11 protein-coding genes are annotated in these 18,293 nt (G+C 36.2%); 4 read left to right on the forward strand and 7 right to left on the reverse strand.

The genetic code is table 11. The features are described from left to right. Positions 1 to 11: 11 nt before the first annotated feature. Entirely contained in the window at positions 12 to 1,319 is a 1,308-nt protein-coding gene (locus tag BALOs_RS08845; protein WP_120404938.1) for a DEAD/DEAH box helicase, read from the reverse strand. A gap of 110 nt (positions 1,320 to 1,429) precedes the next feature. Next, positions 1,430 to 2,731: a hypothetical protein gene (locus tag BALOs_RS08850; RefSeq protein WP_120404939.1), complete on the reverse strand. Its 1,302-nt coding sequence runs from the start codon at positions 2,729 to 2,731 to the stop codon at positions 1,430 to 1,432. A 169-nt stretch (positions 2,732 to 2,900) separates the two neighbouring features. Here BALOs_RS08850 and BALOs_RS08855 point away from each other — a divergent pair, with 169 nt between their 5' ends. The 3 genes from BALOs_RS08855 to BALOs_RS08865 all read left to right on the forward strand — a co-directional run bounded on the left by BALOs_RS08855 (position 2,901) and on the right by BALOs_RS08865 (position 7,405). Next, a complete protein-coding gene (locus tag BALOs_RS08855) occupies positions 2,901 to 5,114 on the forward strand; it encodes a hypothetical protein (RefSeq protein WP_120404940.1) in 2,214 nt (737 codons plus the stop codon). 304 nt (positions 5,115 to 5,418) lie between these two features. Continuing rightward, positions 5,419 to 6,567: a tRNA guanosine(34) transglycosylase Tgt gene (gene tgt / locus BALOs_RS08860; RefSeq protein ID WP_115363116.1), complete on the forward strand. Its 1,149-nt coding sequence runs from the start codon at positions 5,419 to 5,421 to the stop codon at positions 6,565 to 6,567. Between the two features lie 7 nt (positions 6,568 to 6,574). Continuing rightward, on the forward strand, positions 6,575 to 7,405 hold the full coding sequence (locus BALOs_RS08865) for a serine protease (protein ID WP_120404941.1): 831 nt from the start codon (positions 6,575 to 6,577) through the stop codon (positions 7,403 to 7,405). Positions 7,406 to 7,414: 9 nt separating this feature from the next. Here the strand turns inward: BALOs_RS08865 and BALOs_RS08870 are convergent, their stop codons facing one another. After that, complete coding sequence (locus tag BALOs_RS08870) at positions 7,415 to 8,962, reverse strand: NAD(P)/FAD-dependent oxidoreductase (RefSeq protein ID WP_120404942.1); 1,548 nt, start codon at positions 8,960 to 8,962, stop codon at positions 7,415 to 7,417. A gap of 106 nt (positions 8,963 to 9,068) precedes the next feature. On the opposite strand from BALOs_RS08870, the gene BALOs_RS08875 reads away from it, so the two are divergent. After that, the gene (locus BALOs_RS08875) at positions 9,069 to 10,295 is read left to right on the forward strand and encodes a CinA family nicotinamide mononucleotide deamidase-related protein (protein ID WP_162929627.1); all 1,227 of its coding nucleotides are present in this window, start codon (positions 9,069 to 9,071) and stop codon (positions 10,293 to 10,295) included. On the opposite strand, the gene BALOs_RS08880 is transcribed toward BALOs_RS08875, so the two are convergent. The 4 genes from BALOs_RS08880 to BALOs_RS08895 form a co-directional block, all read right to left on the reverse strand. Then, the gene (locus BALOs_RS08880; RefSeq protein WP_120404944.1) at positions 10,292 to 10,909 is read right to left on the reverse strand and encodes a transposase; all 618 of its coding nucleotides are present in this window, start codon (positions 10,907 to 10,909) and stop codon (positions 10,292 to 10,294) included. The two genes, BALOs_RS08875 and BALOs_RS08880, sit on opposite strands and share 4 nt — an antisense overlap. Positions 10,910 to 11,243: 334 nt before the next feature. After that, entirely contained in the window at positions 11,244 to 11,708 is a 465-nt protein-coding gene (locus tag BALOs_RS08885; RefSeq protein WP_115363123.1) for a cyclic nucleotide-binding domain-containing protein, read from the reverse strand. Positions 11,709 to 11,748: 40 nt separating this feature from the next. After that, complete coding sequence (locus BALOs_RS08890; RefSeq protein WP_115363125.1) at positions 11,749 to 12,726, reverse strand: hypothetical protein; 978 nt, start codon at positions 12,724 to 12,726, stop codon at positions 11,749 to 11,751. Between the two features lie 29 nt (positions 12,727 to 12,755). After that, positions 12,756 to 18,077 carry a hypothetical protein gene (locus tag BALOs_RS08895; protein ID WP_120404945.1) on the reverse strand — a complete coding sequence of 1,774 codons (5,322 nt, stop codon included), beginning with the start codon at positions 18,075 to 18,077 and terminating at the stop codon, positions 12,756 to 12,758. Positions 18,078 to 18,293 lie beyond the last annotated feature (216 nt).

Below are 18,293 nucleotides of genomic sequence, written 5' to 3' on the forward strand. Positions count from 1 at the left end.
CATTTTATCACTTAACCGCGACGGCCGCGAGATTTTTTTGACTTATTAGGCGTGTTTCGTCCAGATACAACAGGTTTCTTAGGCATACGCCCACGTCTAGCAGGTGCCTTCTTCTTAGAAGCTCCCTTATTCGCCTTACCCATTGTCGATTTAAGAAAGATTGGATCAATTTTGAGTGTATCCTGATTTTTAATGGCATCATTGATTTGACCAATGAGCTTTTGATCTTTCTTTGTAACAAAATTATAAACACGTCCGCTTCTTCCAGCACGTCCAACTCGTCCTGAACGGTGAATATAGTAAACAGCTTCAAAAGGAAGATCATAATTTAAAACCCATTGCAGTGTTTTAATATCGATTCCACGAGCGGCCATATCTGTTGTGATGAGAACACCACCAGTAGACTTAAAGTTTTTAAAGTTATCACTTCGCTCTCTTGCGCTGATATCACCATGAGATAGGAAAAGCTTTTTTGCAAGCTTCTTCTCTTTCATATAATTATAAACTTCAACGGCCTTCTCTTTTTGATTCACAAAAATAATACCATTGCCTTTGGCCTCATTTTTCATAAAGACATCAAGCATGGCATTTTTCTCAGTATATTCCAGAGCGATATTATAAGTTTCAATAGTTTGAGATAGACCGTGAGCATCAGTTAAGCTGATGGTCTCAAATTCCATTCCAGAGAAGAAGTCTGCTTTTAATAGGTCAAAGTCATCGGCCATGGTTGCAGAAACAAGGGCCGCTTGATAATCATTTGTTAAATGTCTTCTAATGGATTTTAGCTCACGCATAAATCCCATATCAAGAAGTTGGTCTGCTTCATCAATAACAAGAAATTCAAGATTATCTAGACGAATTTCTTTTTTCTCAATCATAGACTTAATTCTTCCAGGGCCACCCACTAGGATATCAAAGTTCTGACTCTTTAGAGAACTTACTTTCTTTCCCTTCTCTCCACCAAGTGCCAATCTAACTCGAAGCTTTGCATGGTGAGAGATCTTCTTACACTCATCGGCAACTTGAATTGCAAGCTCCTTAATAGGAAGAAGTATAATTGCACGTGGAGAACCAAGTTTTTGATCGTTCTTACTAAGATTTGCTTCACTTTCTTTAAGCATTTGAAAAAGTGGAAGAAGATAGCTTAGAGTTTTACCACTACCAGTTTTCGCCTGAATTTGAATATTTTTTCCATCTAGAAAAACAGGAATTGACTGAACTTGAACATCAGTTGGTGCTGCAAGTTTATTTTCTTTTAGAAAACCTGCAAATAGGTCCATATTAATTAAATCAATAAAATCTTGTGAGTCTTTTGCCATTATGTACTCTCCTAAAGTGACAATTCCGCTCGCGGCTCCCCGTAGCCTACACGGTAAAAATAAAAAGGGGGATCAAAGATCCCCCAATATGTAACACAATGGCAGTTGTATTAGAAGTGTAGTCTGAAATTTACAGAGTGAATTGTTGCAATTTCCACACCTTTTACCTCAGAAGTGATTGGTTGCTTAAGAGAATACATGAAATCCATGAATCCTAGCTTAAATCTTGGAGTCAGAGTCAGGTGTTCTGAATCAACCATCCCTCTAAGAGTTAAGGCAATTCTTTGCTTCCATACGTGAAGCATAACATCTGTACCAGCATAAACACCATCTGCGAAATCATATCCATCTCTCATATGGAAACCAACAAATGGACGAAGTTTTAAGTTAGAAAGGTCAAAACTATAGTCAGTGTGCATACGGTAACCAACTTCTGGCTCATAAATTGGAAGATATCCTTCATCACTTTCAATAATTGTTGCAAGTGCAATATCTTGAATCTTAAACATTGTTCTAAAGTTTGTTAGCCAATTGAAACCATAAGTAATATCGGCCATAGCATAAAGAGTCATATTCTGATCAAGGTTTTCAGTGTCGATAGCATCACCATCTCCAGCAATTGCATCCTGATCAAGAACACGTCTTACGTCAGCTCTATATAGGCCATATAGAGAAAGTCCACCAAAGTGGTTCTCATTCTTATAATCAAAATTTAATCCAGCTGTAACATCAGCTTTTACATAAGCGTCGATAATAGCTGCAGTTTGTCCAGATCCTGCAAATGGAATAGCTGTACCACCTAGTGCTTCTGTTAATTCTGTTTCAAATTGAGTTCTCTCTGATCCACTTAGTCCTAATGCCGTTGCTAAATCAGAAACAGTATTAGTAGTCCCACCTAGAATATCATCAACAATGTCTTGTGTTAACTTATCTTCTAGAATTGTCTTTGCAGAAGCATCTGCTGGAATGGCCGCAATAAGAGTATCTTTTTCAATATCTTCTTCTCCAATACCAATAAGAGAGCCAACATTAACCCCTAGTCTTACACTTGGGCTAATTGTTCCTTTAAAAGCACTAAATGAAGGAAGAGGAACTCCGACTTCAACATTTACTCTTAAGTTTTGTTCTGTATCAGCATATTCGCTAAGAACTTCAGCGGCAGCACTTGAATCTTCAGCATCTGATACATCTGAAGCAAGCTCCATAATATCAGTATTAGCGTAGACTGACATATCAATTAGAAAGTCATGTCCTGGCTCTCTTAAGAATTCTTGAGTTTGAAACTTGTCTTCCATTAGACGGAAGCGATCAAGTACATTGTAATCAGCGTCTGCTGCGTAAGCTACCTGTCCTACCATAAGAGTCGCTAAAGCGGCCTTTGTTAGGATTGATTTTTTCTTCATTTTAAACATCAACGTCCCCTAGTTGTTATAATTATTCGAATCTTTCGAACTTAATAAAGCATGAAATTTTTGTTAACTGATTTTACCATGAGCGTGAGAGAAAAAATTAGTAGGAAAATTTATATATTCACCTTAAAATAGTAATTAAATTAATAGATTACGTAAGAAAAGGTTGAGTATGCAGGTTGGTTTTACCCACAGCAATCAGGGGGACTCACAGGAAGTTAGTGTCTCTAATCATGAATTTTATTTTAAAGAAGAAAATAGTGAACTCATTATCTCTGAAAACGGAGGAAGTATCCGTGCTCAAATTGATGATGATTGCCTAATCTTAAAAGTCATACAAAAAATCCCACATGCCATTTTAGAAGAAGCAAGCCTCCAAGAGGGTTCTACTTACTTCATGGAAATCGGAGAAAAACTTTCATACAAAGACAGCACGTATGAATTAAAAACTCTTGATACCTCATCACCTATTCCAGAACCAACTATCACACAAAATGATGAAATAGCGCCAAACTCAGTCAATGAGGACTTGGATCAATCACCATCGTTAAGTCTAGAAAATGAAGAAAGTCATAATAGTATTCAATTTGAAGATGCAGATGATGAAGAAAGTAATGAAAAACAGGCCAAAGAGATCTCTGAATCAAAAGAGACTCCAGACTCAGCTGACTCACCTGATTCTGAAGATGAGTCTGATGTTGAGAATTCAGGAAATGGCTATTCATTTCAATTAGATACTAACCTTGCTCAAGATACAAATGAGGATGAAGAAAAAGACTCTGGTACAATGAGTATCACTCAAGTCCTAAATGTTGCAAGACTTCAAGAAGATGAAAAGCAAGCATCAAAGAAAGATGATGAGCATGTAAGTAGGCCATTAAAGAAAAAGAGTAAAAAGAAGGCCAAGAAGAAATCGGGAAAGAAAAAGAGCAAGAATGCCTCAGACTCAGGATTGGCCATCACAACGGCACGTGATTACAAAGGAAATCGCGCTAAGAGAGACTCAAAGAAGAAAGCAAGATCAAGATCAAAACTTTTAAATGATCATAAATTAGTTGGGCCATTTACGAGATTCTTAAGTGCTTTATCTCTAATGTTTGTGACAGTCTTACTTAGTGCTCAAGTTGAAAATGAAGCAGTTAACTCTTTGAGCAATAAGGGAACTGAAATCATCAACACACAAATTGCAAAATTTGTAGACTTTAGCTTCAATCCAGAAATTACAAAGTCACTAATTGTCCTATTTATTATTCTTTTTATCTCAAATTTACTCTTTAGTGTTTCTCCTACACTATTTATTTGTGGGGCAACAACAAAAGGAAGCTTTCTAACAAAGAGAGCAAAGGCAATTTTAAGAACGCCATTTGACTTTATTGCACATTTCTTTCCAATTTTTGAAACACCAGTTATTTTTGATACTCCATCTTTGAAAGAGATTATAACGAGGGGCCCTATCAGCTATCGCCTAAGAGCTTTTCGCTATATTCCACTAGTAACCCTTTCAATATTTACATTTATTTGTGTTGGCTACCCTATTATTGAACAAGGATTATCTAATAGTAATCCTCCAGAAAAAATAAATATTCCTAAGAACCTAGGAAAGAGGCCTTTAAAAATGAAAGAGCTTCTTATCTCAAAACAATTCTCACAAGAAAATATTATTCTAAGAATACCAGCGACTCGACCGAGCTACTTTATTATTAATAAGAAGTCTGGAAGATCACTCTATTTAAAGAACACATCTTCTACTTTCTTTGCTTCATTTAAAAAGACTTTAGAAACTATACCATTCTTTAAATATCGCTATCCTTACCTAAGTAGTTTCTTAAAAGATGAAAAATCATCATTTCTTGTAAGAGAAGATTTTTCTAAGATTCTATGGGGTGGAGAAATCATTAAAGGAATGGCAACGGAAGATTTAATGTATCTAGATTTTCTTGCAATTGATCAATCAAAGAAGATATTCAATCATTTTAAGTTTCCATATATTGAATATCGCAACTTAAACAAGTTCACATCATTTTATCGCTCAAAGGTTGAGGATGTTTATTTGTACATAAATGATAATTCGCTAATGCAATTTGCAAAAGTCGCTGGCACAATGCGATCAAGCGAGCTTTCTGGTTTTACATTCCTTGCACGTCCTAAAGTTAGAATTGAATATGTTGATGCAGTAGAAAAAGCATTCAAAGGAACAAATGATTCTTTCTTAATAAAAGAATTAAAAGATATTCAATCGATTATTGCCGTTACAGATAATGGTGAAAATAGAAAGGCATTTAGAGACTTCACTCAATATCTTGTGGAATATTTTAAGGCCTCAGGTAATGAATCGGCCAATCGAGTTGCAACACAAATTCTGAATCTAAATATTCTAAGTAACTAAAACTTCAATAAATGAGGCCAAGCAAATCAATCTTGGCCTTATCTGCTCTATAAATATTTCATAACAATGGTGACAATAGACTCGATATGTTTAATTGAGCTTATGAACTACTTTTTTATCCTATTTTTTATGGTTTGCTTATTTCTCTCATCACTAACTGTGTATGCGTCTTTTGTTTAATTTTTACAGATAAGAGAGTTTTAAATAGACAAGCAAGCCTAATGGCCTTATTAATGCTAAATACTTTAAATAACTAAAGTTATTAGAACGAATACATAAGTCGAGTTACGACAAAGGGCAGTCCATGCGCATTCAAGATCAAGTCAAAGAACATTTTCAATTTAAAGTTGTCCACGAAGATAAAAAGTCTGGAGCAAGAGCTGGTGTCATCACTACTCCTCACGGAGAAATTCCGACACCTGTATTTATGCCTGTTGGTACACATGGTGCCATCAAAGCATTACCACCTAACTTTCTAGAAGACTTAGATACAAAAATTATTCTATCAAATACATATCACCTTCACCTATCACCAGGTTCAAAACTAGTTAAGAAAGCAGGAGGCCTTCATAAATTTATGAATTGGCCACGCCCAATCTTAACAGATTCTGGTGGGTTCCAGGTATTCTCTTTGCAGAGAAAAAGTATCAAAGAAGAAGGAGCAGAATTTAAAGACCATAAAGGTAAGACAATTCTTCTGTCTCCTGAAACATCAATTGAGATTCAGCAAGAGCTGGGATCAGATATTATGATGGCCTTTGATGAGTGTATTCCATATCCTGCAACACGCGAATACACTAAGAAGTCAATTGATCGAACACATCGTTGGCTAGACCGCTGTATTGAGTCTTGGACAAATCCAAAACAAGCACTTTTTGGAATTATTCAAGGATCAACATACGATGACTACCGTGACGAATGTCTCGATGAACTCGTAAAAAGAGATCTACCAGGATATGCCATTGGTGGAGTATCAGTTGGTGAGGGCCCTGAGTTAATGGAGAAGATCGTAAAGTACACAGGTCCTAAGATGCCAAAAGATAAGCCTCGTTATGTAATGGGTGTTGGTAATCCTGAAGATCTTTGTATGATATGGGAAAACGGTATTGATATGAGTGACTGTATCATTCCAACGAAATTTGCTCGCGGTGGAACTCTCTTTACAAGAAGAGGAAAGATTAGAATACGTCATAAGAATTATCGTCGTGACTTCTTTCCTATTGAACCAAATTGTAAGTGCTACTGCTGCCAGAACTTTACACGCGCATATGTGAAGCACTTATTTGATTCAAATGAAATTCTAGGACAAGTTCTAGCAACAATGCACAATATTGAATTTTATAAGAATATGGCAGAAGAAGCTCGTGAAGCAATTTTAGATAATCGTTACTCACAGTGGAAAGAAGACTTCTTAAAGAGTTATAAAAAAGACGACGGTTCAAAGAATAACTAGGAAAGCAATGGCACTGATTAGGTTAAGCTTACTATTGACTCTTCTTACTTTCGCATTATCAACTAATGCAAAGAGGTATATAGGTGGTGACCAATGGAATAGGCCACGTATAAATAAAAGCTTCTTTATAAAGCAAGACAAGTTTATAAAAGAGCTAATCTTAAGAACTGTAAAAGTCGTAAATACAAAAAAAAGAAAAGTTGGAACAGCATTCTTTTATAAAGAGAATGCTGACCACTATATTTTCCTAACAAATTACCACGTCATATCAGGCCACAGAGAATGTCGCGACTCAAAACTTCTTCTTATTAATTCTGAATTCAATAAGCGCTACGCTTCATGTGATGGAGTTATTCAAGAAGGTACAATCAAGTCAGGAAGTGATTATATTTACTTTAAAGTAAATAAAGAAGAGAGATTAAACTTCTTATCTCAAATAAGTGAGGTTCGTACTGATTTCTCTGATCCGGTAATCGGAGACAGGCTTGTGAGTGTAGGCTTTGGCGCGGGAAAAGCAAACCTAAGAAGATATGATGCTAAAATATCAATGGATCGCGATTGCCTTTATTTAAATGGAAATATCGATATAACTTTCAATAAAGATAAAGTTAGAGATGTTTTCTTCACTGCCTGTGATGCTCAATCAGGAGACTCTGGAAGTGCTGTAATGAATTTAGAGACTGGTGATATAATTGGACTCTTCTTTGCTGTTGCCGATCAAAAGCGCAGTAATCCTCTCACATCAAAAGAGATTCAAGACAATCTAGGTACGGATTATATGGAATTCTACACCAATGCTTCAATGTCGATTGATCTTAGAAAAATTAAATTAAAATAACTTCATCACCTAAACATTCTTTTCTTTACGAATCATGGCCATGGCGACTTTTACACCATCGACAGCAGCAGATGTAATCCCACCTGCATAACCAGCACCTTCACCACATGGATATAGGCCTTTGTGAGATTCTGACTCAAAAGTTGCTCGGCTTCTCTTTATCGTTACAGGAGCAGAGGTTCTTGTTTCAGGTGCCATTAGAATAGCATCATTATTTATAAAACCTGGCATTTTCTTATCAAAGCTTTCAAGTCCTTCCCTTAAGCCCGTTGCAATAAAGTCAGGTAGAACTGAGTTTAATGAATGAGAAAAGATTCCAGATGGACAAGAAGTCTTAGGAAGATCTTTTGAAACTTTACCTTCTAAGAAGTCCTTAAGTCTTTGGGTTGGGACCTGCTTACCTTCAGCATGCTCCATAGAAGCTTCATATGCCTTTTTCTCAATATCACGTTGAAAGTAATGGCCATTTAAGACATCATCAGTTGAGAAGTCTTTACCAGCTTGAACAGAAACAACAAGGGCCGAATTTGACCATGGTGAATTACGAGCGAAGTTACTCATTCCATTAACCACAATACCATCTTCATCTGTTCCTGATGAAAGAACATATCCTCCAGGACACATACAAAAAGAATACGTACCTTTGTCATTATCTTTATTGTGATATGTAAGCTTATAACGAGCAGCACCTAGGTTTTCGTGAACAAAGCGTCCATATTGAAGAAAATCAATTAACTCACGACGATGCTCAACTCTAACACCAACAGCAAAGTCCTTTGGTACCATCTTAACTTCTTTTTCTTTTAAATGACGATACATCTCTTTAGCTGAATGGCCTGTTGCTAGAACAATATTATTACTTTCTAATAATCTACCATCACTAAGCTTTACACCACGAGCTTGAGATTCATCAAAGAGAACCTCATCAACCTTCACGTTATAGTAGATCTCACAACCTTTTTTTTTAAGGTGATCTGTTATCTTTTTTATTAATCCTCTAATTTTATTTGATCCAAGATGTGGATTTGAAACATAGGCCGTCTCAGGAGGAGCACCAAAATCAACAAATTTATTCATCACATATTGAACATATGGAGATTTAATACGAGTAATAAGTTTACCATCTGAAAATAGGCCCGCGCCACCCTCACCAAAGCAAACATTATTATCCTTATCAAATTCATTATATCGCCAAAAACGAGCAATATGCTTCATACGATTATGGGCACGATCTCCTCTTTCAATGACAATTGACTTTATTCCATATTCAGCAAGTCTTAGAGCACAGAATAATCCAGCAGGCCCTGCTCCTACAATAATAGGCTTTTCTTTGAACTCACCTAGAAAATTGAATTGCTCTTGATAAGCACTAAATTTCTCACCAGGGTAAATAACTTCTATCTTATAATTATAGATTGGCTTTTTTCCACGGTTAGCACCACGTGCATCAAGTGCCTTATTATGAATACGATAATCCTCAAAACCTGGAAAGTTCTTATTTAAGTAGAATTCTAAGTCTTGATCAAAGTCTAATTTAAAATTTGTAATTTTACTCATTCAATCTCTTTCTTGTAAATTTATATGATAAAATATCAGCGTATATTATAACCTATCTTGGTAAAGTTAAAGGATTAACATGGTTAAAATTTCCCTTAGAGTCTCCATGATAATTATTGGAGATGAACTATTAAACGCTAAAATCAACGATCTTAACTTGCAGATACTAGCAAAAGAGATCGCACCTTTAGGATTTAGCTTTAAAAAATGCACCGTCTTAGGCGACAAGTTCGATCAAGTAACAGATGAGATACAAAAACAATCTAAAGAAAATGATATTTTAATCATCACTGGTGGCCTTGGCCCTACTAAAGATGATCTTACGAAGTCGATTATCGCTAATGCTTTAGGTGTCTCATTAGTAGAAAATGAGCTTGCTAGAGAATATGCAATAAAGCAATATGCCAACTTTGGTAGAGAGTGGTCAAAAGAAAATAGTCACTATCATATGATGCCAGAAGGATCTTTACCTTTATACAATCCTGCGGGAATGGCACCAGGAATTCACGCTAAAATTGATAAGTGTGAAGTTTTTTGCACCCCAGGAGTTCCAAGAGAATGCCAGGCAATGGTTCGTGAGACAATCGTTCCAATGTTAAAAGATCGTGCTCAAAGTGGTCATGAATTATTCATATGTAGAACTCACAGTATTCCTGAAGAAACCATCTTCTTTAAACTTTGCCCCAACTTGTGGGAGACATTAGAGGAGTTTGGAAAGGTCAGCTCTCTTCCAATTATCTCTGGTGTGGATATTACTGTAGACCTAAGGCCAGAGCATCAAAACGATGAAAGTCGTCAAAGATTAAAAGTAATATTAGAAGAAACTCCCTTAAAAGATAATATATGGACTTATGGGCCTCGTAATATAGAGGAAGTTATTGTTCATGAAGCCAGTGCAAAAGGCTTAACAATTGGATTTGCAGAAAGCTGCACTGGAGGTCTTGCAAGTTCAACAATAACAGATGTGTCAGGATCATCAGCGGTTTTTCTAGGCTCAGTAGTTAGTTACGCTAACTCCATCAAAGAGAGTATTATTCACGTTAAAGAAGAAACCTTAAAAGAAAATGGAGCTGTAAGTATTGAAACAGCTAGTGAGATGGCCAATGGCGCAAGAAAAACCCTTGGCGCAGACATTGTCATCTCTTATACCGGTATTGCTGGTCCAGGCGGAGCTACTCCAGGTAAGCCTGTTGGAACCGTATGCATAGGAGTTGCTACTAAGAATGGAGTAAGTGCAAGCAGATATGAGTTTCGCGGTGACCGAAAAAGGTTGAAGAATAAGTTCTGTCAGCAAGGATTAATCGTTTTATTGAATGAAATTAGACAAAGCTAACGAATCTTAAACTCTTCTTTTTCAAAAGTTGATATACGTTTTGATATTTTGAAGTAGCGATATTTGAATGACCTTTTAAATATATTAACTGTATTACTAGAGAACTTCCTTTCATAGAAAGCTTTATCATTAGCGTAATGAAAGTGTGGACGATAATTAATGAGTTTAGATTCAAAATGTGTAAAATGAAGAGAAGAATATGGATAATCAATACACTTCTCGACAACTGATGCTCTTACAGGGTTTTGAAAAATATAGCGATAAACATTTTGTAAATACTGTTCATCCTCGACAATTGACCATTTATAACGATTACTAAATCTATGATTAATATGGCCAGACGCCTTCCTTAACAGGATAGAAAATCGCATATTGAAATACTTCATAAAGTGATCAATATTTTCATAAGGTGTAGTTACGAGTAAGTGATAATGATTATTCATTAAAACAAAACAATTAACCTCAACCTTCGCATGTTTTCCTGCATAAATGAGTGACTCCTTACAAAAGTCCCAGGCTTTGTATATTGGGACAGGAAATGGAACTTTATTATTAGTTCGCGAAGTAACATGATAAGGAAATTTACTTTGTCTGATGAGCTTAGGTCTTGGCATTCGATAAAACTACAAGTAAGAACATCATCTCTCAATCAACAAGTCATTCTTAGGTAAACAAGTTCGAAGTACGCGACACCTTTGTGCATTTATAAATACTTAGCACATTTCTATGAGCTAAATATCAAAAACACAGAGAATATTTCTTTAAAATATATAAATTAACATTTAATTGAATGCCTAATACAAGAAAAACGAAATATTAGTTGTGATTCAATGCTTAAGTGGTAGCTAAGTGATAGAAATTGTATAAAGGTGCCGCGTACCGTTTACTCTTGCAAAATAAGAGGGGCCAGATTCGTGACCAGGCCCCTCCCCCCATCTGTACTTCAACTTAGGCAGCTTTTTTAGATTCTTCCATTTCCGTGATAAGGTTAGAGATCCGTTTACCTGCGCCTTGTAAACGTCCGGCCAGTAACCTTGATAGATTGAGTATCAAGAGTGAAAATATTCGAGGATTGGTTTTGTACAGGCCGAATATGTCTGAGTACTTCATAACGAGAACATCTGTATAATTATCTGATTGAACTGTCCCATAGCGGACATTTTCTTTTAGAAGAACCATCTCACCAAAGAGGTCTCCTTTTTTACATTTAGCAATTTCTTTATCATTTACATTAAAGACCTTAGCAGAACCGTTAAGAATCAAAAAAAGCTCTTCACCCACATCGCCATGCTTAAATACATAGTCACCAGGCTTTAAAGTTAGAACCTTACAGCGCTCACATATAGTCATAATTTCGTTGTCGTAAAGGTCGAAAAATAGCGGACAACCTTTAACGATTGATAATACACTCATATCTTCCTCTCTTTATTAAAATTAGTATTACAAGTTTTAATTAAGCAGCATCTTTCTTATCATCACGCTTTGCGTGTTGCTGCTCTTTTAAAGGTGCATCTTCTTTTAAGTACCTTTCAATACTTTGAAGAACTTTTAAAACACCTTCCATTGCAATTTGCTCTTTAGCATTACCTCTTTGCAGGTGATACCAAAGGTTTTGCATACTTGTTTCAACTTTCTTAAAGATCTTAAAACGCTTCTCCGGTAATGGGAAAAGAGTGTTTAGGAAAGTTAAGATTAAAGAGAAGAAAATCCCCGCAATCGATGTCTTCATGGAGAAGGCTACGTTAATAACGAAGTTTGTAAGATTATCTGACGACTTTTCAATATTATTGAAGTCAATGGCCGCAATCTCAGGAAGTGCCATGGCAATACCAATGAAGGTACCAAAAACCCCAAATACAATGAATAAGTTTGGAAGAATATCGATCATACGAGAAGCACCATCAATTGGAATATGCCCATAGAGCTTCGTCCAATTTCTATCATCACTCATAATACGATCAGTAAGTTCTGTATAATTTGGTGGAACAGTTGATTTAAAAACCGAACTCTCCCCATGAATGGATGCAATAAGACCGTGCTTAGAACCAATGTATTGATTTAGAGAAATACTTGTTCCATCAGAACTCTGCGCCTCTTTATCAATTTCTCTTTGTTGCATAGCCTCTTTACCGTCATAGTGACGATTTTGAATATTAGCATTATTACTGAAACGAAGAGCGTTATCAGGTAATGCAGCATTTACACGTCCAAGTAAATTAGACATATAAGAATCGATATCATCAATAGGAATATTCTTTTGCTTATCATCATCGATACAAGCATCTAATTCTCTTGTAAAACGTGAATAATAAGCATCATCATCCTTACTGTGGCGATAGGCCAAGTAGCGGAAGACAAGAGCACAACATAGTAGCCCCATCATAAATTCGATAAGATAATTACCGAAAAATCCTAATACTAACTCAATCATACGTACCTCTTTGTTTACCAAATCCTCGACTATTTGGTTGTATAGTTATCCTTTTTCACTATTGGATCTAATTTCATTAAACGCTCCATCGCTTTTGGATCATCCTTAAGCGTAAAGCTAAGCTCAACACGTTGTGATTCAGAACAGCTGTAAATACCACACTTCATATCTTCATTTTGAAGTGGTACAGCGATCACACTTGCAGGAGCACGGTCTTCAAGGATAAATCCTTTAGGCTCGATAAGCTCTGCTGCGATTGATTCGCGCTGGCGCTCAATTACCTTTTTGATTGGAACAGGTCTTGAGAACCCGTAACCAATCGACTTCGTCACATTTCTCATATAAAACTTATATGGATAGTTCATGCCATCACTATAGATATAGTTAGAGATAGCAAGAGCTCTTCGTGACGAAAGGTTTAAGTTAAAGTTATATGAGTATGCTTCGGCCATCATTGGATCAACTGCTTTACCAGCAAATAGTGGTGAAGCGTGCCCTTCAACGTTGAAGCTATCAATTTGTTCTCTAACAGTATCATCTTCAAATAGAACTTCAGAATATAGAGGGATTAAGCCTTTAAGCTTAGTCTTTGCATGGCGACTAAGTTTTGACGAACCTGTCTCAAATAATAAGTTCTTATTCATAAGTAGAGTTACGTTACCTGTAACTGGGTCAACTGCTGCATCAATATCGTTTTCTCTAAACTTATTAGCAAGATTCTTTGCGATATTGGCACGTAGGTTACGCTTTTGATCATCAACCTTTTTAGCAATCTTCTTAACTTGCTTCATTAAGTCTTTCTTATCATTAATTTCAGTTAAACAAGAATTAAGCTTCTTAGTTGTTCCATCTAGCCCATTTCCAAGTTCTGTAACTTTCTTGCTTAAGTCAGCATTACCTGCCTGACAGTTATTAAGATCATTACCAAGAGAGGCGATTTTACGACCTAAGTTACCATTTTCATCATTCTTATTAGCAAGTGCATTTTGAAGATCATTAACTTCTTTACCAAGACCCGCAACCTTACCTTTTAGATTGTTATTATCTTTATTAAGAGTTGCAATCTTCTCTTTTGCCTTATCGAGATCACCCTTGGCCTTACCAAGTTGATCTTTAAGTCCTTTATTTTCTTTTCCAAGACCTGCAAGTTTTCCTTGTGCTTCACCAAGAGCTTTCTTAAGACCACCGTTCTCTTTTCCAAGACCAGCTAGCTCACCTTTAGCTTTTCCAAGGGCCTCTTTAAGTCCACCGATCTCTTTTCCCATACCTGCAAGTTTACCTTTTGCTTTTCCAAGTGCTTCTTTTAGGCCACCATTTTCTTTACCAAGACCGGCCAGTTCACCTTTTGCTTTTCCAAGAGCATCTTTAAGTCCACCGATCTCTTTACCCATACCGGCCATCTTGCCTTTAGCTTTTCCAAGAGCCTCTTTAAGCCCACCGATCTCTTTACCCATACCGGCCATCTTACCGCGAGCTTTTCCAAGAGCATCTTTTAGACCACCATTCTCTTTTCCAAGACCAGCAAGCTTACCTTTAGCTTTACCAAGTGCATCTTTAAGTCCACCGATCTCTTTACCCATACCGGCCATCTTGCCTTTTGCCTGACCAAGGGCCTCTTTAAGTCCACCGATCTCTTTACCCATACCGGCCATCTTGCCTTTTGCCTGACCAAGGGCCTCTTTTAGACCACCTATTTCTTTCCCCATACCAGCAAGCTTACCTTTTGCCTGACCTAGAGCTTCTTTAAGCCCACCGTTCTCTTTTCCAAGTCCGGCAAGCTCACCCTTTGCTTTACCAAGAGCGTCTTTAAGACCACCGATTTCCTTACCCATACCGGCCATTTTGCCTTTTGCCTGACCAAGTGCCTCTTTAAGTCCACCGATCTCTTTACCCATACCGGCCATTTTGCCTTTTGCCTGACCAAGTGCCTTTTTTAGACCGCCGATTTCTTCGCCCATTCCTTTCATCTTGCCTTTAGCTTCACCTAGAGCTTTCTTGAGTCCGCCATTTTCTTCAGACATACCAGCAAGTTTTCCTTTGGCCTGACCAAGTGCCTTTTTTAGACCGCCGATTTCTTCGCCCATTCCTTTCATCTTGCCTTTAGCTTCACCTAGAGCTTTCTTAAGACCACCATTTTCTTCTTGCATACCTGCAAGCTTTCCTTGGGCCTGACCAAGGGCCTTCTTTAGGCCACCGTTTTCTTCGGCCATTCCCTTAAGTTTACCTTCGGCCTGCCCTAGAGCATCTTTAAGTCCACCATTTTGTGCCATTAAAGACTTCTTATCACCTTCAAGTTTTCCAACCATCGCCTTTAGACGATCAACTTCTCCAGCAAGACCTTTATTCTTCGCGTCTCCTTGAGCTAGCTTTGATTGAAGGTTTTTAATATCACCTTTTAAACCCTGGTTATTTTGTTGAGAGCGTGCAAGATTTGATTTAAGACCTTTTACATCATCATTTAAACCTGCAATCTTTCCATCACGAGCGGCAACATCCGCATTAAGCTTTTTAATTTGAGAATCTTTTTGAGCTGTAAGAGAGTCCATCGCCTGAGCGTGTTTTCCTTTAAGATCCTTGATTTGGTTATCATAGGCCATTTTTTGATCGGCCTTACTCTTTTCAAATTGCTTAGTTAAGTCAGTAAGCTCACGTTTATGATCAGCATTAAGTTTTGCAATTTGAGACTTTGCATCCTTCTTAACACCTGCAAGTTGCTTTTCTTTTGTATCAAGTTCTGACTGATACTTCTTATTAAGATCAGCAATCTTAGACTCATAACCTGCTTTTTGTTTTGCTTCAGATTTCTTGTGCATTTTCTCAAGATCAGTAATTTTCTTAGCATGATCAGAATTAAGCTTGGCAATTGTCTCTTTTGATTTTTTAATTTGACCAGCAAGTTGTGCTTCTTTTGTATCTAACTCAGACTGATACTTCTTATTTAAATCAGCAATACGACTTTCATAACCAGCTTTCGTCTTTGCTTCTGTTCTTTGGTGCATTTTTTCTAAATCATTGATCTTCTTAGCATGATCAGAATTAAGTTTTGCAATTGTTTCTTGAGATTTTTTAATTGTTCCTGCTAATTGCTTATCTTTAGTCTCTAATTCAGACTGAAATTTCTTATTTAAGTTAGCAATTTGAGTTTCATAACCCATTTTTGTATCTTGCTGCTTTTTCTCATATGACTTAGTTAAATCATTCACTTTCTTTGCGTGATCAGCATTTAGCTTAGCAATTGTTTCATCAGACTTCTTCTTTTGACCAGCAAGCATCTTATCTTTAGTATCAAGCTCTGATTGATATTTCTTATTGAGATTTGCAATTTGATTTTCATAACCCATTTTTGTATCTTGTTGCTTTTTCTCATATGACTTTGTAATAGAGTCAACTTTCTTTGCATGATCTGCATTTAGTTTTGCGATTGTTTCTTTTGACTTTTTAATTTGACCATCAAGTTGTTGTTGCTTAGATGTAAGCTCACTTTGATATTTTTTATTAAGATTTGCTATTTGAGATTCATATCCCATCTTTGTATCTTGCTGCTTTTTCTCGTAAGACTTCGTTAGGTCATCGACTTTTTTAGCGTGATCAGAATTAAGACGAGCAATTGTCTCTTGAGACTCTTTCTTTTGTCCTGCTAATTGCTTCTCTTTAGTATCAAGTTCAGACTGATACTTCTTATTAAGATTTGCTATTTGCGTCTCATAGCCCATTTTCGTATCTTGCTGCTGCTTTTGATAAGTTTTCGTTAAATCAGCAACTTTCTTTTGATGGTCAGAGTTTAAACGAGCAATAGTTTCTTGAGACTCTTTCTTCTGTCCGGCAAGTTGTTTGGCCTTCGTATCAAGTTCTGCTTGATACTTCTTATTTAAATCTGCAACCTTCTTTTCAAAGCCTGCTTTTTGAGTTTGCTCTTTCTTTTCAAATTGTTTAGTAAGATCAGCAACTTTATTCTGGTGTTGGGCATTTAGAGTTTTAATCTCATGTTCTTTAGTTGAAATAATATTGGCATACTTCTTATTAAGGCTCTCAACTTTGAGAGTATGATCTTGATTTAACTTTTGAACTTCCTGCTCTTGGGCCTTCTTTTGTTCAACAATCTTTTGCTCTAGCTTCTCTTGAGCAATAATTCGACCTTGTATTTCACGATTAGCTTTAGCAATAATTTCTTCATTCTTACGCTTTACTTGCTGAAGTTCTTGAATTTTTTTAGTATCTTCTGATAATTTTTGAAGAGTATTCGCTAATTTTGAACGAACCTTTACGATTTCATTATTCACAAGCTTATTTTCTGCAACTTGTTCTTGTACTTTTTGCTGCTCTTGCTTAAGTTTTGTTTCTAACTTTGTTTTAACATTTTCAATTTGTTTAATATTCTGTGTTTGCTTAGATACTTGTGTTGTAAGCTCTTTTAACTTCTTTTCTTGCTGAGACTTAACTTTCTTAGCTGAAGCAAGCATCTCTTCAATTTTCTTCTTTTCTTCCTCAACTTCTTTCTTTTTCTTATCTAATTCACCGACTTTAGAGAAAAGAATATTTTCCTTATCTTTTGCCTTTGCGAGCATAGAGTCGCGATCTTCAATCTTCTTTTCAAGATTAACGAGAGACTTTTCTTTAAATTCCAAAAGTTGCTTAATTCTTGCTTCTTCTTCTGCCTTCTTCTTTACTTCTTCTTTTGTTTTTTCAAGATTCTTAGAAAGCTTTTCGTTCTCTTTAGACTTTTGTTTCATTTCTTGAACGATTTTCTTAATCTTCTTTTCAAGCTCTTTTTCTTCTTTCTTCTGACGCTCCATCATCTTTGATAGCTTGTCTAATTGAGATTCTTTTGACTTTAAATCGTCTTTATTTTTACGAATTTCTTCAAGACGCTTTTTAAGTTCTTCTGACTTCTCATTAATTTCTTTCTTTAATTTTGTGTTTTCACGAGAAATTTTAGATGATTTATACTTCTCTTTATCAAGTTGCTTTCCAACTTTTTCAACAATTGATTCTTTTTTGATTTGATCCTTAACCATATCCTGCATAACTTTCTTGTTTTGTTCTAATTTCTCAACAAATTTAGAAAGCTCTACCATCTTTTGATTAATGACGTTCTTATAGTCAGTGACCTCATTGATTGATTGCTCAATCTTATTCTTGGCCTTCATTTCTTTGATTTTCTGCTCTTTTGAAACCATCCCCTGCATCTGCTCTTCATGCTTCTTTTTCTGTTGAGCTTGCTGGAGTGACTTTACCCCGACCTTGATCATGGCAAAAACGAACATAACTAGGAAAACAACAGCAACTGTCGTAAACATATCTGAATAAGAACTCCAGATTGATCCGTCGTCTTTTCTTTCTTCTTTTTTCATAATCCTACCCTCGAATAGCACCTAGAATAGCGATTTCTGTGTCTTATAAAAGATACTCATGGCATACAGAGCTATATATTTAGTAATGATCAATAAAATCAGATAGATAAAGTTCTACTGAGCATATTAGGGGCCAAAAACAGCTTTTTTAAATATGGTGATATTTTGACAATTAAAATAGTCACATTGAGTTCATTTAAATAAAAAGATATGAAT

It is taken from the genome of Halobacteriovorax sp. BALOs_7 (genome assembly GCF_003612895.1).
GTDB classification, from domain to species: Bacteria; Bdellovibrionota; Bacteriovoracia; order Bacteriovoracales; family Bacteriovoracaceae; genus Halobacteriovorax_A; species Halobacteriovorax_A vibrionivorans.

Coding starts and splice junctions, on each gene's coding strand:
- BALOs_RS08845 (WP_120404938.1), bottom strand. CDS start 1,319: ATGGCAAAAGACTCACAAGATTTTATTGATTTAATTAATATGGACCTA.
- BALOs_RS08850 (WP_120404939.1), bottom strand. CDS start 2,731: ATGTTTAAAATGAAGAAAAAATCAATCCTAACAAAGGCCGCTTTAGCG.
- BALOs_RS08855 (WP_120404940.1), top strand. CDS start 2,901: ATGCAGGTTGGTTTTACCCACAGCAATCAGGGGGACTCACAGGAAGTT.
- tgt (WP_115363116.1), top strand. CDS start 5,419: ATGCGCATTCAAGATCAAGTCAAAGAACATTTTCAATTTAAAGTTGTC.
- BALOs_RS08865 (WP_120404941.1), top strand. CDS start 6,575: ATGGCACTGATTAGGTTAAGCTTACTATTGACTCTTCTTACTTTCGCA.
- BALOs_RS08870 (WP_120404942.1), bottom strand. CDS start 8,962: ATGAGTAAAATTACAAATTTTAAATTAGACTTTGATCAAGACTTAGAA.
- BALOs_RS08875 (WP_162929627.1), top strand. CDS start 9,069: ATGATAATTATTGGAGATGAACTATTAAACGCTAAAATCAACGATCTT.
- BALOs_RS08880 (WP_120404944.1), bottom strand. CDS start 10,909: ATGCCAAGACCTAAGCTCATCAGACAAAGTAAATTTCCTTATCATGTT.
- BALOs_RS08885 (WP_115363123.1), bottom strand. CDS start 11,708: ATGAGTGTATTATCAATCGTTAAAGGTTGTCCGCTATTTTTCGACCTT.
- BALOs_RS08890 (WP_115363125.1), bottom strand. CDS start 12,726: ATGATTGAGTTAGTATTAGGATTTTTCGGTAATTATCTTATCGAATTT.
- BALOs_RS08895 (WP_120404945.1), bottom strand. CDS start 18,077: ATGAAAAAAGAAGAAAGAAAAGACGACGGATCAATCTGGAGTTCTTAT.